This is a genomic window from Rhodococcus sp. 05-340-2, from assembly GCF_002258915.1.
In the GTDB taxonomy this organism is placed as follows: Bacteria; Actinomycetota; Actinomycetes; order Mycobacteriales; family Mycobacteriaceae; genus Rhodococcoides.
Genome location: NZ_NOYU01000027.1, coordinates 141,391 through 161,306, shown reverse-complemented (window position 1 = coordinate 161,306; position 19,916 = coordinate 141,391). Strand labels below are relative to the sequence as shown.

Annotated in this window: 16 protein-coding genes and 1 pseudogene; 6 read left to right on the top strand and 11 right to left on the bottom strand. The window is 66.1% G+C overall.

From position 1 onward, the window contains the following. Nucleotides 1-25: 25 nt before the first annotated feature. Complete coding sequence (locus CH271_RS15755) at nt 26-826, bottom strand: electron transfer flavoprotein subunit beta/FixA family protein (RefSeq protein ID WP_037189774.1); 801 nt, start codon at nt 824-826, stop codon at nt 26-28. Between the two features lie 155 nt (nt 827-981). Between CH271_RS15755 and CH271_RS15750 the strand changes: the two genes are divergently transcribed. Genes CH271_RS15750 through CH271_RS15740 form a run of 3 tightly spaced genes read left to right on the top strand, consistent with a single transcriptional unit; the run spans nt 982 to nt 4,621 of the window. Then, nucleotides 982-1,821 carry a class I SAM-dependent methyltransferase gene (locus CH271_RS15750; RefSeq protein WP_094634176.1) on the top strand — a complete coding sequence of 280 codons (840 nt, stop codon included), beginning with the start codon at nt 982-984 and terminating at the stop codon, nt 1,819-1,821. A gap of 23 nt (nt 1,822-1,844) precedes the next feature. Continuing rightward, entirely contained in the window at nt 1,845-3,377 is a 1,533-nt protein-coding gene (locus CH271_RS15745; protein WP_094634535.1) for a 1,4-alpha-glucan branching protein domain-containing protein, read from the top strand. Next, nucleotides 3,374-4,621: a glycosyltransferase family 4 protein gene (locus CH271_RS15740; protein WP_037189777.1), complete on the top strand. Its 1,248-nt coding sequence runs from the start codon at nt 3,374-3,376 to the stop codon at nt 4,619-4,621. The genes CH271_RS15745 and CH271_RS15740 overlap by 4 nt, the downstream gene beginning before the upstream one ends. An 11-nt stretch (nt 4,622-4,632) precedes the next feature. Here CH271_RS15740 and CH271_RS15735 read toward each other — a convergent pair whose 3' ends face one another. Beyond that, nucleotides 4,633-5,394: an acyltransferase gene (locus CH271_RS15735; RefSeq protein ID WP_037189779.1), complete on the bottom strand. Its 762-nt coding sequence runs from the start codon at nt 5,392-5,394 to the stop codon at nt 4,633-4,635. Nucleotides 5,395-5,542: 148 nt separating this feature from the next. Here CH271_RS15735 and CH271_RS15730 point away from each other — a divergent pair, with 148 nt between their 5' ends. Then, complete coding sequence (locus CH271_RS15730; protein ID WP_094634175.1) at nt 5,543-6,865, top strand: outer membrane protein assembly factor BamB family protein; 1,323 nt, start codon at nt 5,543-5,545, stop codon at nt 6,863-6,865. Here CH271_RS15730 and CH271_RS15725 read toward each other — a convergent pair. From CH271_RS15725 to CH271_RS15705, 5 genes are all read right to left on the bottom strand, one after another. Further along, nucleotides 6,853-8,025 carry a THUMP-like domain-containing protein gene (locus CH271_RS15725; RefSeq protein ID WP_094634174.1) on the bottom strand — a complete coding sequence of 391 codons (1,173 nt, stop codon included), beginning with the start codon at nt 8,023-8,025 and terminating at the stop codon, nt 6,853-6,855. The two genes, CH271_RS15730 and CH271_RS15725, sit on opposite strands and share 13 nt — an antisense overlap. Before the next feature lie 40 nt (nt 8,026-8,065). After that, nucleotides 8,066-9,076, bottom strand: coding sequence for a methyltransferase domain-containing protein (locus CH271_RS15720; protein WP_052047587.1), 1,011 nt, complete (start codon nt 9,074-9,076; stop codon nt 8,066-8,068). Nucleotides 9,077-9,181: 105 nt separating this feature from the next. Then, a complete protein-coding gene (locus tag CH271_RS15715; RefSeq protein ID WP_094634173.1) occupies nt 9,182-9,961 on the bottom strand; it encodes an enoyl-CoA hydratase/isomerase family protein in 780 nt (259 codons plus the stop codon). A gap of 11 nt (nt 9,962-9,972) precedes the next feature. Beyond that, the gene (locus tag CH271_RS15710; protein ID WP_094634172.1) at nt 9,973-10,803 is read right to left on the bottom strand and encodes an NUDIX hydrolase; all 831 of its coding nucleotides are present in this window, start codon (nt 10,801-10,803) and stop codon (nt 9,973-9,975) included. A gap of 48 nt (nt 10,804-10,851) precedes the next feature. Continuing rightward, nucleotides 10,852-11,694 carry an ABC transporter ATP-binding protein gene (locus CH271_RS15705; protein ID WP_037190200.1) on the bottom strand — a complete coding sequence of 281 codons (843 nt, stop codon included), beginning with the start codon at nt 11,692-11,694 and terminating at the stop codon, nt 10,852-10,854. Nucleotides 11,695-11,725: 31 nt separating this feature from the next. Between CH271_RS15705 and glgX the strand changes: the two genes are divergently transcribed. Then, nucleotides 11,726-13,891, top strand: a complete 2,166-nt coding sequence (gene glgX, locus CH271_RS15700) for a glycogen debranching protein GlgX (protein WP_373453568.1) — start codon at nt 11,726-11,728, stop codon at nt 13,889-13,891. Between the two features lie 11 nt (nt 13,892-13,902). Here glgX and yczE read toward each other — a convergent pair. The 4 genes and pseudogenes from yczE to ctaD all read right to left on the bottom strand — a co-directional run. Continuing rightward, nucleotides 13,903-14,484 (bottom strand): annotated as a pseudogene (gene yczE / locus CH271_RS29705) (membrane protein YczE); the annotation flags it as partial. Nucleotides 14,485-14,549: 65 nt separating this feature from the next. Continuing rightward, on the bottom strand, nt 14,550-15,323 hold the full coding sequence (locus CH271_RS15690) for a peptidyl-tRNA hydrolase (protein WP_094634533.1): 774 nt from the start codon (nt 15,321-15,323) through the stop codon (nt 14,550-14,552). Nucleotides 15,324-15,364: 41 nt separating this feature from the next. After that, on the bottom strand, nt 15,365-16,591 hold the full coding sequence (gene serB / locus CH271_RS15685; protein ID WP_094634171.1) for a phosphoserine phosphatase SerB: 1,227 nt from the start codon (nt 16,589-16,591) through the stop codon (nt 15,365-15,367). Between the two features lie 144 nt (nt 16,592-16,735). Further along, a complete protein-coding gene (ctaD, locus tag CH271_RS15680; protein WP_037189791.1) occupies nt 16,736-18,526 on the bottom strand; it encodes an aa3-type cytochrome oxidase subunit I in 1,791 nt (596 codons plus the stop codon). 383 nt (nt 18,527-18,909) lie between these two features. Here ctaD and CH271_RS15675 point away from each other — a divergent pair, with 383 nt between their 5' ends. Further along, entirely contained in the window at nt 18,910-19,914 is a 1,005-nt protein-coding gene (locus tag CH271_RS15675; RefSeq protein ID WP_094634532.1) for an iron-siderophore ABC transporter substrate-binding protein, read from the top strand. The last annotated feature ends 2 nt before the right edge of the window (nt 19,915-19,916 follow it).

Below are 19,916 nucleotides of genomic sequence, written 5' to 3'. Positions count from 1 at the left end.
TCTTCGATTGCTCGGTGGGGCGGGATCAGATGATCTTCTGGCCGACGAGGTAGGTGGCGATCTTGTCGCCGCCGTCGCCCTCGTCGGTGAGCCGCTCGCCTGCAGTCTTGGGAGGCTTGGGGGTGGACGACGTGACTGTCGTTCCGGCGTTGTCGACGCCGACGATGCCGTCCTCGACACCGATGTCGGCGAGCGTGATGGTCTGCACCGTCTTCTTCTTGGCGGCCATGATGCCCTTGAACGACGGGAAGCGCGGTTCGTTGATCTTCTCGGTGACGCTCACGATGGCGGGCAATGCGGCTTCGAGGCCGAAGATGCCTTCGTCGGTTTCCCGCTCGCCGGTGACCTTGCCGTCGACGACGGTGAGCTTGCGCAGCTGCGTCAGGGCCGGGATCTGCAGGTATTCGGCGATGATCGCGGGAACGGCACCGGTGCGACCGTCGGTGGCCTCGTTGCCTGCGATGATGAGATCGGCCGGCTCGTCGTTCTCGAATGCGACGTTGCCGAGCGCTGCGGCCAGCGCGTATCCGGTCTGGATCGCGTCGGAGCCGTGCAGGGTCGGGTCGTTGAGGTGCACTGCGCTGTCTGCACCCATCGACAAGGCCTTGCGGATGGCATCGGTGGCGCGATCGGGGCCTGCGGACAGAACCTTGACCTCACCGCCCTGGGCTTCCTTGATGAGCAGTGCTTCTTCGACGGCCCGCTCGTTGATCTCGTCGAGGACGGCGTCGGCAGCCTCGCGATCGAGGGTGTAGTCACCGTCGGTGAGCTTGCGCTCGGACCACGTGTCTGGAACCTGCTTGATCAAAACAACGATGTTCGTCATGGGTCTGCGTCGACCTCCTGGTCATGTTCTGCTGATCGTGAGTGTTCTAACGGTTCGTGCAGTTCTACGGTCTGGGACGAGGTTACCTCACCGTAGTTACCCGTGGGTAACATACCTCCCTGCCTGTCCGACCATACATCTGTACCCCGACTGTTATGGAGACCACGTTGGCTTACCTCTCCCACGCCTCCACTAACCTTCCGTCGGTGAACGATTCTTCGGCTCAGGCACCGGTACCGGAACCACTCCCCCTCACCGGCGAGAGAACGGTGCCGGGTATCGCCGAGGAGAACTACTGGTTCCGCCGCCACGAGGTGGTCTACCGCGCACTCGTCGAGCGCTGTCGCGATCGAACGGTGCTCGAAGCGGGATCGGGAGAAGGCTACGGAGCCAACATGATTGCCGATGTCGCGACCAACGTTCTCGGCCTCGACTACGACGCGTCGGCCGCCGCACACGTGCATGCCCGCTACCCGAGGGTGACGATGCTGCGTGGCAACCTCGACCGCCTTCCCGTCGCCGATTCCTCGATCGACGTCGTCGTCAATTTCCAGGTGATCGAGCACCTGTGGGATCAAGGTGCGTTCCTCGCCGAAGTGCACCGGGTGCTCGCACCCGGGGGGATTCTGTTGATCAGTACGCCGAACCGCATCACGTTCTCGCCCGGCCGCGACACACCGCTCAACCCCTTCCACACCCGCGAACTCGACGCGGCCGAACTCACCGAGCTTCTCGTGGACGCTCGGCTCGAGGTCGACGAACTCACCGGAGTGCGGCACGGACGCACCCTGGCCGCTCTCGACGCCAAGCACGGCGGTTCGTTCATCGACGCCCAGATCGAACGAGCCCTGGCCGGTGAACCATGGCCTGCCGAACTCACCGAGGACGTCGCGGCAATCTCGATCGACGATTTCGACATCAGCGCCGACCGTATCGACGACAGCCTCGACCTGGTCGCCGTCGCCCGCAAGAGCTCGAGCACGGTGATCGGGTGACATCCGGTGCAACCGTGCCGGGCATGTTCTCCCTCGTTCTGCACTCCCACCTGCCGTGGTTGGCCAATCACGGACGCTGGCCGGTAGGCGAGGAATGGCTGTATCAGTCCTGGGCCGACTGCTATCTGCCGCTCACCGCGGCACTGGAGCAGCTGGCCGACGACGGCTACACCGACGTGCTGTCGCTGGGGATCACCCCGGTGCTCGCTGCTCAACTCGACGATCCACACTGCCTGTCCGGAATGCACCACTGGCTCGGAAACTGGCAGCTCAGAGCGCACGAGGCGACCGACGGCGACCTGTCCGTTCGTGAACATCGAGGTTCTGCCGCTGCGCTCGATCGATTCGAGTCCCGGTGGCGGCACGGCGGGTCCGCGGTGCTTCGACCGCTGGTCGACACCGGGACAGTCGAACTGCTGGGCGGCCCGTTGGCGCACCCGTTCCAGCCGCTGCTCGATCCCCGACTACGCGCATTCTCGCTTCGGGAAGGCCTGCTCGACGCCCGTGCTCGGTGGGGCACCACGCCCCGAGGCATCTGGGCACCCGAATGCGGATTCACCCCCGGCATGGAAACCGAATACGCCGCGGCCGGGGTCTCGCATTTCATGGTCGACGGGCCCGCGATGCGCGGCGACACCTCCCTCGGCAGGCCGGTGTGGGACTCCGATGTCGTTGCGTTCGGACGCGATCTTCCGGTCAGCTACCGCGTCTGGTCACCGAAGTCCGGCTATCCCGGCCACGGTTCCTATCGGGATTTCCACACCTACGATCACGCCACCGGTCTCAAGCCGGCCCGGGTCACCGGCCGCTCGGTCGCGTCGAACGACAAGGCTCCCTACGATCCCGAGCGGGCTGCGGCCACGGTGGACCGTCACGTCGCCGACTTCGTCGATGTGGTTCGCAGGCGCCTGATCTCCGAATCCGAGCGGATCGGTCGCGACGCCCTGGTCGTCGCTGCATTCGACACCGAGCTGTTCGGACACTGGTGGCACGAGGGCCCACAGTGGCTCGGCAAGCTCATGCGCGCGCTTCCCGCCGCTGGCATCACCGTCGGCACGCTCGGCGATGCGCGCGAGCAGGGTTACGTCGGAGCGCCACTCGAACTGCAGGATTCGTCGTGGGGGTCGGGCAAGGACTGGCGCGTGTGGGCGGGCGACGACGTCGCCGACCTGGTCGCGCTCAACTCCGAGGTGTCTCGGACCGCTCTCGACGCCGTAGATACCGCCCGAGATGCGCAGCGTCGCGCCGGTGGACCGGAACTACGCAATCGGGTCAACGATCAGATACTGCGTGAGACACTGATCGCCGTGGCCAGCGACTGGGCATTCATGGTCAGCAAGGATTCCGCCGCAGGCTATGCCCGGGAACGGGCGCACGTCCACGCACATGCGCTGCGCGAGATCGCTGCCGCGGCCGCAGGTGGTTCACCCGGCCGGGCGCACGACCTGGCTCGGCAGTGGAACCGCGCGGACGGACTGTTTCCTGCGCTGGATGCGCGCCGACTGCCCGGTGCACACGGTGGCGGCGAGCGAGAAGGTGCAGGGGGGCGTCGATGAAGATTCTGATGGTGTCGTGGGAGTACCCACCCGTGGTGGTCGGAGGTCTCGGTCGGCACGTGCATCACCTGGCGACCGAACTGGTCCGATGCGGGCACGAGGTCGTGGTTCTGTCGCGTCGACCCACCGGAACCGACGCCGCCACTCACCCGACGTCCCATCACATCGAGGACGGGGTGCTCGTGGTCGCCGTCGCCGAGGACCCGGCTCACTTCGTCTTCGGTGAGGACATGCTCGCGTGGACCCTCGCGATGGGGCACGCGATGGTGCGTGCCGGCGTTGCGCTGGGAAAGCCGGGTCTGGGAGACGGCTGGCAACCCGACGTCGTTCATGCCCACGACTGGCTCGTCGCGCATCCGGCGATCGCGCTCGCCGAGTTCTACGACGTGCCTCTCGTCTCGACCATCCACGCCACCGAGGCCGGACGCCACAGCGGTTGGATCTCCGGCCCCGTCAACCGCCAGGTGCACTCCGTCGAGTGGTGGCTCGCCAACGATTCCGATGCGGTGATCACCTGCTCGGCTTCGATGAAGGACGAGGTCACCACCCTGTTCGGAGTATCCGAGTCGGCGGTGAAGGTGATTCGCAACGGAATCGACCGGTCCACCTGGCACTTTCGGCGACGAGAGCCTCGATCGGAGCCGGCCAAGTTGCTCTACGTCGGCCGACTCGAGTACGAGAAGGGCATCCAGGATGCCATCGCAGCCCTACCCCGCATCCGACGAAGCCACCCGGGTACCACCCTGCACATCGCCGGCGAAGGAACACAGTTCGCTTGGCTGGCCGGTCTGGCGCGCACGCACCGAGTTGCCCGCGCAGTCTCGTTCCTGGGCAACCTCGACCACACCGAACTACTCGGCTGGCTGCACGGAGCCGACGCCATCGTCCTGCCCAGTCGGTACGAACCGTTCGGCATCATCGCGCTCGAGGCCGCCGCTGCGGGCACCCCGCTGGTCGCGTCCACCGCAGGCGGTCTGGGTGAAGCCATCGTCGACGGCGTGACCGGCCTGTCCTTCGAGCCCGGCGACGTCGGTGGGCTGGCCGCCGCCGTGCGGCGTGTTCTCGACAACGCCGATGCCGCCCAGGAACGTGCCGTGGCCGCCCGCGAGCGCCTCACCGTCGATTTCGACTGGAAGCACGTCGCCGAATCGACGGCCGAGGTCTATCTGGAAGCCAAACGCAAGGTTCGGCATCCGCTGGCTCGCCCGCACATCGTCGAGCGCGCGCTCCCCGGCCGTACCTGAAAACAGGAAGGTCAGTTCTCCCGCGCCGCCTCGGCCTGTCCGAGAGCCTTCTTGCGGGCGATATCCTCCAGCGCAGCAATGTACTTCGCGCGTTCGGCAGCACCTGCCTCCCAGGCGACCTTGCGATTGCGGACGACCTTGGCCGGGGCACCGACCGCGATGCTGTAGTCCGGGATCTCACCCTTGACCACCGCATGGGCTCCGAGCACGCAGCCCCGGCCGATCCGGGTCTCGCGCAGGATGGTCACCTTGGCCGCGATCCACGTGTCCGGACCGATTCTCACCGGCCCCTTCACGATGCCCTGATCCTTGATCGGCATGTTGACATCGTCCATCCGATGATCGAAATCGCAGATGTAGCACCAGTCGGCCACCAACGTCGACGCGCCGATCTCGATGTCGAGGTAGGTGTTGACGACGTTGTCCTTGCCGAACACCACCTTGTCGCCGATCCGCAGCGAACCCTCGTGACAGCGAATGGCATTGCCGTCGCCGATGTGTACCCAGCGACCGATCTCGAGGCGCGAGAGCTCGGGAGTGGAATGAATCTCGACGTTCTTGCCGAGAAACACCATGCCCTTGAGGATCACGTGCGGATTGGCCAGCTTGAACTTCGCGAGGCGGTAGTAGCGCACCAGGTACCACGGTGTGTACGCCTTGTTGGCGAGCACCCAGTCGAGGGACGCACGCGTGAGGAATCGCGCCTGTTCGGTGTCGCGTCGTCTCGACCCGCGCCAGCGTGTCCGCAGCGGCGCGTTCCACATACTCGTCATGGACGTTCACCCTAGTTTCTCGTTCGCCCGCTCTCTGCCGCCACCCTCGCGCGGGCTAGGGTTGCCTGTCGACTGTTGCTCGTCGGCAGAACGAACACAGACGCCCCGGCACCACGTCGGGCACGGACTCGAGTCATGGGAGCGATCGATGCGCGGCGTCAGGGCCAAGGGCAGGACCGGCAGAAAGGTCACGGCGGTCGCAGCAGCGCTCGCGCTGGTGACCGTGAGCGGCTGCGGCACCGATACGTCGGCCATAGAACCACTCTCGCCCGATTCGTGGCCTGCAGCGCATGGGAACTCGCACAACAGCGGTGCCACCGCAGTGTCGGTGTCGACTCCACTGTCCCTGGACTGGACGCGCCCCACCGGCGGCACGGTGACCTCTCCGGTGTCCATCGGGTCGACCGGTCAGATGTTCGTCACTGCCGCCACCGAATCCGGCTGCAACCTCTTCTCCTTCGAGATCGACTCCGCACGCAAGCGCTGGTGCAATCGCGTCGGGCCGTCCGTCGTCACTGCCACGCCGACCGTCGATTCGGCCATCAACGTCTACATCGGCGACGACGGCGGCATGAACTCGTACAACGACCACGGGCAACTACGTTGGCGCACACCGGTGTACGGAGTGCCCAAGTCCGCCCAGTTCCTCGGGGACGGCAGCGTGCTCTCGGTCACCCAGATGGGGCAGGTCAGCGTTCTGGATTCGCAGAACGGGCAACTTCGAGTACCGATCCTGGATCTGATTCCGACGCCGAATTTCCTGACCGACCCGAATTCCGATTTCCTGCCGGTCGACACCGGACTCGCCCAGTGCAGCTCGGGTGGATCCGAATGCCCCGTCCCCGCAGCGCCCGCGGTCGACAGTGCGACCGGAACGATCTACTTGACACTGTGGCGTCCCGGTTCGATTGCGCCACAGCTCGTTTCCCTGCAGTACAACCGAGACGGCTCTCCCGGTCTCGTCGAACGTTGGTCCTCGGACCTGCTGCCCGCCGGAGTCGCATCGAGTCCGGTGCTGTCCGAGGACGGGTCGACGGTCTACCTGGCCGATGTCGACGGCAGGCTGACCGCGTTCGACACCGCCGACGGGCGACAGAAGTGGACCGAGGGCACCGGGCTCGGCATCGGTGCGAGTCCCTCGATCGCCTCGGACGGCACGATCGTGCCCTCGGGCGGCGACGGCACCCTCGTCGGCGTCCGAGACAACGGAGATTCCGCCGAGCGAGTCTGGGTTCGCGACGACATCGAACAGGCAGGCAGCGCAGCCCAATCCGCAGACGGACGCGGGCACACCGTCGTTCGCGAAAACGACGGACTGGCACTGCTCACTTTCGACACCGCCACCGGTGAGACGGTGGATGTGCAGTCCGTTCCCGACGTCGTCGGCACCACCGTCGGCACCTCCCTCGGCCCGGACGGCCAGGTCGTCACCGCAAGCTACCTCGGCGAAATCTTCACCTACACAGGCTGACCGATAGCGCCTGGAGCGCAGACGAACGCCACCGCAGAACGTTCGACTCGGGCGATCACCACCGACAACGCCACGGATCCGCGCAGTTTGAGCCTGGGCCGCAGTATTGCCGGATCCACGTCGACCCCGCGGACGAGAATCTCCACCGAGCCGCAGTCCATCCGATTCAGTTGTTGCCGAAGCACTTTCTCCGAGAACTTGGACTGCTCCAGAATCCGAAAGCCGCGCACCCCGTCCGGGACGGTGTCGCCGGTCAGATACGCGATTCTCGGATCGAGTTGCCACAGACCGAATCTGGCACCGTAGTGCCGAACCAAACCGGCCCTGACCACCGCGCCGTCCGGATCGACGAGGTAGCTGCCAGGGGGCCGAACCGGAATCTCGTCGGATTCTGCATCGGTGAACTCCAGAACACTGCCGTCGGACCGAAGAACAGCTGCCCGACGCCGAACACCGTTCTCGCTCAACCCTTCCGACCAGAGGCACGCTTCTCGCACTCCCCCGTCGAGCGAGACCACCTCGATCTCGCCTGCCCAGTCGACCGCGTCGAAATCCAGGCCGGGCGCACACTTGACGACCAGGTCTCTGCCCCGATAGGCGTCGAACAGGTCCGGTAGCGGTGGTTGCAGCGCCGCCGGGTCGTGGCGTCGCCGCCCACCTGCTCGGCGGCCGGGATCGGCCACGACGACGGTGTCGCGCGTCGTCGGTGTCAGAGCGTCGGCGCGCAGCACGGTGGCGTCCGGGACGTTGTGTGCGGCCATCCGAAGCCGAATCGGGTCGAGATCGCTGCCCACCGCCAACTCCGTCGTGCCGACCAGCACGGACAGTTCACTGCCGATCGAACACGTGACATCGTGCACCCGTCGTCCGGCGAGTCGAGCGGCCCGCCTGCGCGCGACGAGCGTCGGCGTGGCCTGCTGTACCGCCTCGTCCGTGACCCACCATCGGTCGGAGTCGAACAACTTCACTCGCGCCTTGCGGCGGACCGTCACGGTTTCGATCAGTGCACTCGCGTGGTCGGGGAAGCGAGTGCGCACCGAGGCCGTGTCGCGCACCGATGTTCGAGCGCTGAGCTCGAGATCGTCGACCTCAGCAAGCGCTCCGGCACCGGCCTCGCTTCGTAGGAAGTCGAGGTCGGTGCCGGTGAATTCGTAGCCCACTAGCGGACTCGAGCGCAGGGTCTGCGGCGGTCCGAGCCGATCAAGCGCGAGGAGCTGGCTTGGTGCCGGTGATCATCACGTTGTAGAACAGTCCGCGCGGTACCACGTGCTGCAGCACGTTCTCGTCGACCCAGCTCAGTGTCTTCCATCCACCGAAGGCGAACTTCGCCCAGTTCCACCCCAGCTTGCCCGCGGGTACTGCGGCCTCGAAGGTACGCACCGGCCAGCCGAGCAGAGCGGCGGCGAACTCCTCGGTGTTCGCCTGGACGGACTCGGCACCGGCCGAGAGCGCAATGTTCTCGAGATCGGTCGGATCGAACGTGTGCAGGTCGACCACGGCCTCCAGTGCCGCTGCTCGCGAGGATTCGTCGAGCTCTTCCTGTGGCTTGCGCCAGCTCGCCAGGAACGGGAGCTTGGTGGCGCGGGTGGTCGCTTCCCAGGTGATGCGTCCGAGCCAGCGTGCGTAGAAGTTGCCCACCGTGGTGGGTTCGCCCGCGAACACGAAGCGGCCGCCCGGTTTGAGCACCCGCAGCACCTCGCGCAGGGACTGTTCGACGTCCGGGATGTGGTGGAGGACGGCGTGCCCGACGACGAGATCGAACGTGTCGTCTTCGTAGGGAATGGTCTCCGCGTCGGCGACGCGGCCGTCGACGTCCAGGCCGAGGTGCTCGGCGTTGCGAAGAGCGACCTTGACCATGCCGGGCGAGAGGTCGGTGACCGAGCCCTTGTCTGCGATGCCGGCCTGCATCAGGTTCAGCAGGAAGAACCCGGTACCGCAGCCCAGTTCGAGCGCGCGGCCGTACGGCAGTGCGGACTGCGCCGACGCGTCACCGGAGACCGCCTGATCGAACCTGCCGCGCGCGTAGTCGATGCATCGCTCGTCGTAGGAGATCGACCACTTGTCGTCGTAGGTCTCGGCTTCCCAGTCGTGATAGAGCACCTGCGCCAGTTTGGTGTCCGTCCGGGCTGCCTCGACCTGCTCGGCAGTGGCATGCGGATTCGGGGCTGGATCGACCTGGCGGTCATCGATCTCGGACGAGGCCGAAGGCATCGCGTTCGAGATCGATCGATCGACACCGTCGTGGGGGCTTGCAGTCATCAGGCGAGCCTACTATCCGGTAGCTGTGGAACAACTCTTCTCCGTTGGGCCGTTGCTTCACCGTCCGGTGAAGGTCGCCTTTCCCGGGCCGTCGGCCACGAAGGACTTCATGCCGATCGTGCGATCGTCGGTCGCGAACAAGGCCGCGAACTGCTGCGCCTCGATCCGCAGACCGGTGGTGAGATCGACGTCGAGCCCCTGTTCGATCGACGCCTTGGCCGCTGCGAGCGCTCGCGATGCACCCGTGGTGAACTGCATGGCCCAGGCGCGGGCGGCGTTGTAGACCTCGTCCGGTGCCACCACCTCGTCCACCAATCCGATACGCAACGCTTCCTCGGCACCGACGAAGCGGCCGGTGAAGACCATGTCCTTGGCACGGCTCGGGCCGATCAGCCGAGCCAGCCGCTGCGTTCCGCCGCCGCCGGGAATGACACCGAGCAGCACCTCGGGAACACCGAACTTCGCGTTGTCGCCCGCGATCCGGCGGTCCGCACCCAATGCCACCTCGAGCCCACCACCGAGTGCGTATCCGGTCACCGCCGCAACGACGGGCTTGGGAATGGTACTGAGCGAGCCGAGGGCGGACTGCATATCTTCGGCGATCTCGGCCATCTCGGCCGCGGACAACGCCACCATCTCCTTGATGTCGGCACCGGCGGCGAAGACCTTCTCGCCGCCGTGGACGACGACGGCCTTGACCTCGGAATTCACCGTGGCCTCGCGGGCCGCCGCTCGGATTTCCTCCTGCATCTGCCGATCGAGCGCATTCATCGGCGGACGATCCAGGCGAATGGTGCCGATACCGTCGGATACTTCGAGATTCACGAACTCAGCCATGGGCCGAAAGGCTACCGGGCCTCGGACGGACGATCCGACCAGGGATGTCGCGTTCCGGCGTAGTACGCATCGTCGCCCTCGAAGACCACCCGGACCGTACCGTCGTCGCGGGTGAGAATCGGAAGCACCGGGGCGATCTCGCGGTCGTGCTCGACGACCTGCGCGACGGTGTCGAACCGAGACAGTGCGTCCAGTTGGCTCCAGGTCGGCGGAAGGAGAATTGTGTTTCCCGCCCGCCAGTCCGCCAGTGCGTCACCGGTCGAGCGCCAACTCACCGACGCTGCCTCGCTGGTCTCGCCGTCCGCACTCTGCCCCTCGGGCAGCACCGCAACGAAGAACCGGGTGTCGTACCGTCGCGCCTCGCCGACCGGGGTGATCCAGTGGGACCACGGCCGGAGCAGATCCGATCGCAGAACGAGGTCGTGGGCGGTGAGAAACTCGGCGAACGACACTTCGCGGCGCTCGAGCCGACCCCGCTCCGCCGCGAACGGAGCGGTATCGGCAACGATCGATTCCGGCGTCGAGCCGGCCAACAGCACGCCGCACTCCTCGAACGTTTCGCGCGCCGCAGCACACACAAGGGCCTGAGCCTTGCCCTCGTCCGTTCCGAAGCGCTCGGCCCACCACGACGGCGGAGGCCCTGCCCAGCGGACGTCCGCTGCCGCGTCCGAGGGGTCGACGCCGCCACCGGGAAACACCGTCATGCCACCCGCGAATGCCATACCACCGACCCGCTCGAGCAGGAAAACCTCGATGCCGGGTCGTGACAGACCGTCACGAATCAAGATGACCGTCGAGGCGTCCCGCGCCTGCGCGTGATCGGCAGCACTGTTCGAGCTCATGCAGGGCAACGTACCGCTGCGCTTCGCAGCGGAATCGCTCGGTCCGCTCTACCGGCGGTGCGCTCCTGCAGCGCGGGTCCGCCGCGCGAAGAATCGACCGTCGACGCGATCGAGTGCGATCGACTGGCTGAACGCCTCGGTCAGGTTCTCTGCGGTGATGACGTCGTCCATGAGTCCCTGTGCCACCACGCCGCCTTCCTTGAGCAACAACGCGTGACTGAAGCCCGGCGGGATCTCTTCCACGTGGTGGGTGATCAGCACGGTCGCGGGGGCGTCGGGATCGGCAGCGAGGTCGGTCAGGCGTGCCACCAGCTCCTCGCGTCCACCGAGGTCGAGGCCGGCCGCCGGCTCGTCCAGCAAGAGAAGTTCGGGGTCGGTCATCAGGGCGCGGGCGATGAGAACACGCTTTCGTTCGCCTTCGGACAGCGTGCCGTAGGTGCGGGTGGCGAGATGTTCTGCACCGAGGCTCTCGAGCATCTCGACTGCGCGCTCGGTGTCGACCGCGTCGTATTTCTCTCGCCAACGCCCCAATACCGAGTAGCCGGCGGACACCACCAGATCGGACACGAGTTCGTCGGCGGGAATGCGCTGCGCAAGCGAGGAGGACGACAGGCCGATCCGCGGTCGGAGTTCGGAGACGTCGGTTTTGCCCATGATTTCGCCGAGAACGTGGGCGACACCGGACGTGGGATGGATCTCGGCCGCAGCGATACGAAGCAGGGACGTCTTCCCGGCGCCGTTCGGGCCGAGCACGACCCACCGTTCGTCCAGTTCCACCTTCCAGGTGACGGGTCCCACCAGGGTCGCACCGCCACGGCGGACGACTACGTCGGTGAAATCTACGAGCAGGTCGGGATCCGGTTCAGACACGACGCCTATCTTCCCGCACATCGACCGTGCATTCACGGCAGGATGTGCACGCGTGTCGCCCAATGACGATCTGCCTCGTAGCTCCCACCGGACCGCCGGCGGCGAGTCCGCCTCGAATCCCCCCGGGTCTCCGTTCCCACTGGGTGCCACTGCACTGTCGACTGGCACTCAATTTGCAGTCCATGCACCCGAGGCCGATGGAGTCGAAGTATGTCTGATCGATCCGGACGGCGGTGAACGTCGGGTGGAGCTGACCACCCGCACCTTCGGGGTTCGACATGCCTTCGTCCCGGGAGTGCGCCCCGGTGATCGATACGGCTTCCGCGCCCACGGAAAATGGGATCCGCACTCCGGCCGTAGGTTCAACGGCGCGAAGATTCTGCTCGATCCCGCCGCGCGCCAGGTGACGGGCGCATTCGGAGACCCGTCGGCACTGCTCGCCTACGAGGACGACCCGTTCGGTGCGCCCAGTTCTCGGGACTCGCTCGGACACCTCCCGCTCGGCGTCGTCCGCGCAGCTGCCGATCGAGTCGGCCGTCCCGCGCGCCCCGACGTGCCCTGGGACCGAACGGTACTCTACGAGCTGCACGTGGGGTCGTTCACGGCCCGCAATCCTGCTGTGCCCCAGCATCTTCGCGGGACATACCTGGGTCTCGCCGAGCCTGCGGTGCTCGAGCATCTCGGGCGCATCGGCATCACGTCGATCGAATTGTTGCCCGTACACACCACATTCACCGAACCCGGGGTTCGCGCCCGGGGTATGCGAAACCACTGGGGGTACTCGACGGGTGCGTACTTCGCACCCGACCCGCGTTTCGCCGCTGTTCCCGGTGACGAGGTGGACGAATTTCGCACCATGGTCGACGCGCTGCACGCTGCCGGGATCGAGGTGATCCTCGACGTCGTCTACAACCACACGTGCGAATCCGCGGTCGACGGCCCCTCGATCAGCTGGCGTGGGCTCGATGCACCCGGCTACTACCTGCTGGACGGACGCGGATCGGACGTCGATCTGACCGGCTGTGGCAACACTCTCGATTCCGCATCACCCGCGGTCGTGCGGATGGTGTGCGACAGCCTTCGGTACTGGGTCGAGGACATGGGTGTGGACGGGTTCCGATTCGACCTCGCCAGCACTCTCGGCCGGCCCGGTGGTTGGCGATTCGATTCTCGCGCACCGTTGTTGACCGCCATAGCCACGGACCCGGTCCTGGCCAGGGTCAAATTGATCGCCGAGCCGTGGGACGCCACCGGTGCCGGCTATCAGGTCGGCAACTTCGGAGTGGCGTGGTCGGAATGGAACGATCGCTACCGCGACACGGTGCGACGCTTCTGGGCGGGCCAGCACGGGGTTCGCGAATTGGCCTCGCGGCTGGCCGGTTCGGAAGACCTCTTCGCGGGCGGCGGGCGCCTGCCGTGGGCGTCGATCAACTTCGTCACCGCGCACGACGGGTTCACCGCCCGAGATCTGGTGTCGTACGAACGAAAGCACAACGAGGCCAACGGCGAAGAGAACAGGGACGGTACCGACAACAATTCGTCGGTCAACCACGGCGTCGAGGGTCCGAGCGACGATCCATCCGTCGTCGAGGCTCGGGGACGTCACGTTCGGGCGTTACTGGCGACCCTGACGCTCTCCACCGGTACACCGATGCTGCTCGCCGGCGACGAACTGGGACACAGCCAGGGAGGCAACAACAACGCCTACTGCATCGCCGAGGACGCACCGGCCGCAGACTCCTGGGCCATCGACTGGGACAGTGCCGATCAGAACATGATTCGCTTCGTGGGCCGACTGCTCCGCGTCCGCGCGAGCGCTCCGACCCTGCGTCAGCAGGAGTTCTTCACCGGCCGCGCGACACCGACCGGCCGACCCGATCTGGTGTGGTTCGATTCCGCCGGAGTCGAATTCGACACGGACCGATGGAACGACGACTCGGTGCGCACCATTCAGGCCTGGGTGGACGGTTCCGACGTGCGCTCCTATGCCTCCGACGGCGGGCAGGTCGACGACGCCAGCTCGCTCCTCGTCCTCCATTCCGGCGGCCCCGCCGACATCACTCTGGCGTGCCCGAGTTGGTCGTCGTCGCGGTTCGTTCCGGTCCTCGATTCCTCGTGTGTGGACGGGGTGCCCTCGGATACCACTGCGCTGGAAGCGGGTTCGACGATATCGGTGACCGGATCGACGGTCCTGGTACTGCGCAGCGCAGGCAGGTGAGTCATGAACACTTGCACGAGCGGACCGACTCCGAGCGCATAGAGAACCGTCCCGACACCGAGCGTCCCACCGAGCAACCAACCGGTGAGCACCACGGCCAACTCGATTCCGGTGCGGGTGAGCCGAATCGACCATCCGGTCCTGGCCACCAGACCGGTCATCAGTCCGTCTCGCGGCCCCGGACCCATCCCGGCACCGATGTACAGCGCGGTTGCGAACGCGTTGACCACGATGCCGGACACCATGGCCAGGGTCCTGATCGGAAGCCCGTCGAGATGCGGCAACACCGCCGACGTCGCGTCCACCGCAACGGCGATCACCACCACGTTGCTCACGGTGCCCAGGCCAGGACGTTGCCGCAGCGGGATCCACATCAGCAGTACGGCCACGCCGGTGATCGCGGTGATGGTTCCGAAGCTGAGCGAGAGGTGGCTCTCGAGACCCTGGTGAAAGACATCCCAGGGGTTGACGCCCAGTCCGCCGGCGATCATCAACGACATCGACGCCCCGTACAGCCACAGCCCCACGTAGAGGGCGGCCAACCGAGAAGGTAGCCGGCGACCGGCGACAACACGACGTGGTGAGATGAACATGCTTCCAGTCTCGGGGCTACTGGACATGTTCGGCATAGCCACTTGTGCGACAGTGGACCCCAGATCTAGGGAACGGCAATCACGGTCGTCGAACCGGGTGCCACTTCGGTGAAGCCCGCATCCCGCACCGCGACGGCACGTCCAGCGCGAACCTCGTCCAACGCACGCGTCCACTGTTCCGGGCTCGCAGACCGAACCGAACATTCGAAGCCCGACGCAGCCCACTCGCGGCATTGCGCTGTGCTCATCGCACCCGCCAGCAGCATCGACGCGTGACCCACCTGCGCGGCTGCCTTGCCCACCGTCATGGACAGCGAGGCGTCGATCCACAGCACCGGGCCTGCCGAGACCGAAGGTTCGTCTTCGGCCGACACGTCGGTCCCACCGATCTGAAGCCGCTTGATCCGCGGATCCAGATCTCCGACCCGACCGGGCACGAAAGCGCGTGCCGACGCTCCCCCGACGTCGACCGTCACACCCGGAACTTCCTGCGCCGCACGCCACTGGGCACCGCGCGCACGTCGGGCAACCTTTCGGATGCGAGCCGACGTCCACTCGGTGAAGGCCTCGTTCCACGAAGCGCCCACGCCCACTCGTGGGTCCAGGCACAGCGCAACGGTGGCTCTGGCAGCTGCCTCGAGCAACTCGCTACGCAGGGGCGGATCGATTTTGGGGATGTGCAGCACCAACGGCATGGCCAGAACCTGGGACGGATCTGCCGGGTCCTCCGCTCCGCCGTACCCACGAGCGAGCTCGGCGTGGCGCGAGACGAACGTGTTGTCCGGCGAGAACTCCTCGGCCACAGTCACAGCCGCCACGTCATCCGGTGCATCGCTCATGGGACCGCCGGTCATGTCGTCGCCGGTCATGTCATCGCCGATCATGGGATCGGGACGCGGCGGACTCCCCCGTCGACTGCGTCCGCAGCTTCGATCTCGTTGCGGGTGACGCCGAGGATGAACAGAACCGCGTCCAGATACGGATGCGAGATAGCCGTGTCGGCGATCTCTCGCAACGCAGGCTTGGCGTTGAAGGCGACCCCCAGGCCCGCGGCCGTCAGCATGTCGATGTCGTTCGCTCCGTCGCCGACGGCGACGGTCTGCTCCATCGGCACTCCCGACTGTGCCGCGAACTCGCGCAGTGCCGTCGCTTTCGCAGCACGATCGACCACTTCTCCGATCACCCGGCCGGTGAGCTTGCCGTCGACGATCTCGAGGGTGTTCGCCTTGACGTAGTCGAGTTCGAGTTCGTGCGCGAGTCCCTCGATGACCTGCCGGAATCCTCCGGATACGACGCCGCAGGCGAATCCGAGACGACGGAGGGTACGGATGGTGGTCCTGGCGCCCGCCGTCAGTTCCAGGCTCTCGCCCACTTCGTCGATGACGGATTCGTCGAGCCCCGCCAACACGGCAACCCGCTGTTCGAGCGACTCCGCGAAGTCGATCTCACCGCGCATGGCAGCTTCGGTGACCGCACGAACTTCGTCCTCTCGCCCGGCGCGGGCAGCCAACATTTCGATGACCTCACCCTGGACGAGCGTCGAGTCGACGTCGAACACGATCAGTCGCTTGGATCGCCGTGCGATTCCGCCGCGCTGCACGGCGATGTCGACGCCGATTCCGGCTGCGATGGCCGCGAGGCCGGTGCGCAGTTGCAGGTCGGCATCCGGCGAGGTGTCGGTTGCGGTCACCTGAAGTTCGAGGCCCGTGACCGGATAGTCGGCGATTCCGCGAATGGCATCGATGTTCGCGCCCTGTCGGGCGAGTTCACGGGAGATGGTGCTGAAGGCACGAGCGGTCACCGGTCGGCCCAGAACGACGACGACGTGGGTGGCCAGGATCTGACCACCGCCCCGCGCGGTGTCGATCTCGACATCGACGTGCACACCGACCGTCGCCATCGCGTCCTCCAACTCTTCCTGGAGTGCTTCGGGGTCGCGGGGGCAGGACAGGAGAACGCCCAGAGTCAACCTGCCGCGAATGACCACCTGCTCGACGTCGAGGAGGCTGACGTTGTGCCGTGACAGTGCTGCGAACAGCACCGATGTGACGCCCGGCTTGTCGGGCCCTGTCACCGTCACCAGCACTGCGGTGTCGCTCGAAGTCACCGGATCTCCCTTTCGCGCACGGCCAGCGGCCGGATAGGTCTTCGTGTCACCTGTCGTGGACGAGCGAGCCCGAACACGCCACGAGATTGTCGCAAGCGAAGAGCCCCACCCGGTAGCCGGGAGGGGCTCTCGCTCTGCTGTGGACTACTTGGGGTCCGGGTCTCCGGACCCTTCGTGATCGCTGGTGGCGATCGGAGCCCGGCGGGCCTGTTCGAGGACTGCGGTGGTCTTACCACCGTGTGCTCCCGGCCCGACGTGCGCTTCCGCGCGCATCCGTTCGACCATGTGCGGGTAGTGCAACTCGAACGCCGGACGCTCGGAACGGATCCGAGGCAGTTCGGTGAAGTTGTGTCGCGGCGGCGGGCAGGAGGTGGCCCACTCCAGCGAGTTGCCGTAGCCCCACGGATCGTCGACGGTGACGACCTCGCCGTATCGGTAGGACTTGAACACGTTCCACACGAACGGCAGTGTCGAGGCACCGAGGATGAAGGCACCGATCGTGGAGATGACGTTCAGCTCGGTGAATCCGTCCGAGGGAAGGTAGTCCGCGTAGCGACGCGGCATGCCCTCGTTTCCGAGCCAGTGCTGCACCAGGAACGTGGCGTGGAATCCGAAGAACGTCAGCCAGAAGTGCCACTTGCCCAGTGCCTCGTCCATCATCCGGCCCGTCATCTTCGGGAACCAGAAGTAGATGCCGGCGTACGTCGCGAACACCACGGTGCCGAACACCACGTAGTGGAAGTGGGCGACCACGAAGTACGTGTCGGTGACCTGGAAGTCGATGGGCGGCGACGCCAGCAGAACACCGGTCAGGCCGCCGAAGACGAAGGTGATCAGGAAGCCGAGCGAGAACAGCATCGGCGTTTCCAATGTCACCTGGCCTCGCCACATCGTGCCGACCCAGTTGAAGATCTTCACGCCCGTGGGCACCGCGATCAAGAACGTCATGAAGGAGAAGAACGGCAGCAACACAGCGCCCGTGGCGTACATGTGGTGCGCCCACACCGCGATGGAGAGGGCGGCGATCGCGATCGTTGCGTAGATCAGACCGGAGTAACCGAAGATCGGCTTACGCGAGAAGACGGGGAACACCTCGGAGACGATTCCGAAGAACGGCAGCGCGATGATGTAGACCTCGGGGTGACCGAAGAACCAGAACAGGTGCTGCCACAGCAACACGCCACCGGTTGCCGGATCGAACAGGTGCGCACCCAGGTGACGATCGGCCGCCAGGCCGAGCAGGGCCGCCGTCAGCAGCGGGAAAGCCAGCAGAATCAGGATCGACGTCACCAGGATGTTCCAGGTGAAGATCGGCATGCGGAACATCGTCATACCGGGGGCGCGCAAGCAGATCACGGTGGTGATCATGTTCACGCCGCCGAGGATGGTGCCGAGACCGGCGATGGCCAGACCCATGATCCACAGGTCTGCACCCACACCCGGCGAATGCAGAGCCGAGGTGAGTGGGGTGTACGCGGTCCAACCGAAGTCTGCTGCGCCGCCGGGAGTGATGAACCCGGCCGTGGTGATCAAGGCACCGAACAGGTACAGCCAGTACGAGAACGCGTTCAACCGCGGGAACGCGACGTCGGGAGCGCCGATCTGCAGCGGCAGGATGTAGTTCGCGAATCCGAACACGATCGGCGTCGCGTACAGCAGCAGCATGATGGTGCCGTGCATGGTGAACAGCTGGTTGTACTGCTCGTTGGACAGGAACTGCATTCCCGGAATGGCCAACTCGGCGCGCATCAGCAGCGCCATGAGTCCACCGACGAGGAAGAACGCGAACGATGTCGCGATGTACATGATTCCCAACACCTTGGGATCGGTGGTCGTCACCGCTTTGTGCAGAAACGACCCCTTCGGTCCCGTCCTCGGCGGGAACGGCCGAGCAGCATCCACCGCGGGAGCGGGCCTAGGCGCTAGGGCAGTCACAGATCCTCCTGATTGCGCGTCGGACCTCGAACCACGAGGCGACGTCATCTAGTCGTGCGCTCCTCGAATCGTAGACCGTCGGACCGGCACTTGCCGAACCGGTCCTACCGTGTGTCGTATTGGGCCGAATCGAGAAGGCCCGGATCGCGCGATCTGCCTGCGCTGTCGGCATTTCCGACGCAGCGGGGAACGCCGCGATCGTCGCCGATTCCGCACTCTCGACGGCGTCCGTTCGGGTGTTCTACGACGGCGGCCTTCCGATACTGTGTGAGACCACCCGACCCGTCGAAGGAAGTCCCGCGTTGCCACTCCACCCGCGAGTCCCCCGTTCGTGTGCGCCGCGCAGGATCGGTGCCGTCGCCGCCGTATGCCTTGCCGCAACCATGGCGTTGGCCGGCTGCTCCGACTCCGAGACGCAGGACGACGCGTCCACCATCATCCGCACGACCACGAACATCGCCGGTGCCGGAGTGGTCGGAAACAACCGGGACACCGTGGGCCTGTGCCCAGCACTGGCACCACTCGACCCGACCGGCATCGAGGGTGACACCCGACCCGTGGGCCATGCCGAGGGCATCAGCGCCATTCCGGCCGACCCCCAGCGCATCGTCGTACTCGATGCCGCAGGACTGGACGCGAGCTGCGCGGTCGGAATCTGGGAGCGTGTCGTCGGGGCGGCCACGATCGACCCCGATTTCCGCGGTGACGGCGATCAACCGCTGTACCTGGGCACCGGATTGGCGTCCGTCCCGTCCGTCGGCCCGGTGGGTGCACCGGACATCGATGCCATCGCCGCCCTCGACCCCGACCTGATCCTGGGTGCCGATTCTCTCGGATCCGATACCTACGACAGGCTCACGGCGATTGCCCCGACCGTCTTCACCGCAACCGGGCAGGGTTGGAAGGACACCTTCCTGCAGTCCGCGGCGGCGCTCGGTCGTGGCCAAGCGGGATTCGAGGCACTCGCGTCGTTCTCCGCGGATGCCGAACGAGTGGGTCGCGAGATCGACGCCACCCAGACCCAGGCGTCCGTCGTCAGATTCGCTGCGGACTCCATCGAGGTGGACGGACCGAACTCGTTCGCGGGCCAGATACTCGACGAGGTGGGAGTCGGTCGGCCCCAGAGCCAGCGCGACGCGACGTTCTCGGTCGAGTCGGACAACCTCTCGCCGGTCGAGGGAGACATCGTCTACGTGCGATTCGCGGGCCCCGACGGCGAGACGTTCGGGCGCGAGATGATGGACGGTGACGCGTGGCACGCTCTCGGTTCGGTCACCGACGGTCGGGTGTTCGCCGTGAACGACACGGTGTGGTCGGGCAGCGGCGTCGTCGCCGCGCGGGCCGTTCTGGACGATCTGTCCGCTTCCCTGAACGCCTACGTCTCCTGACG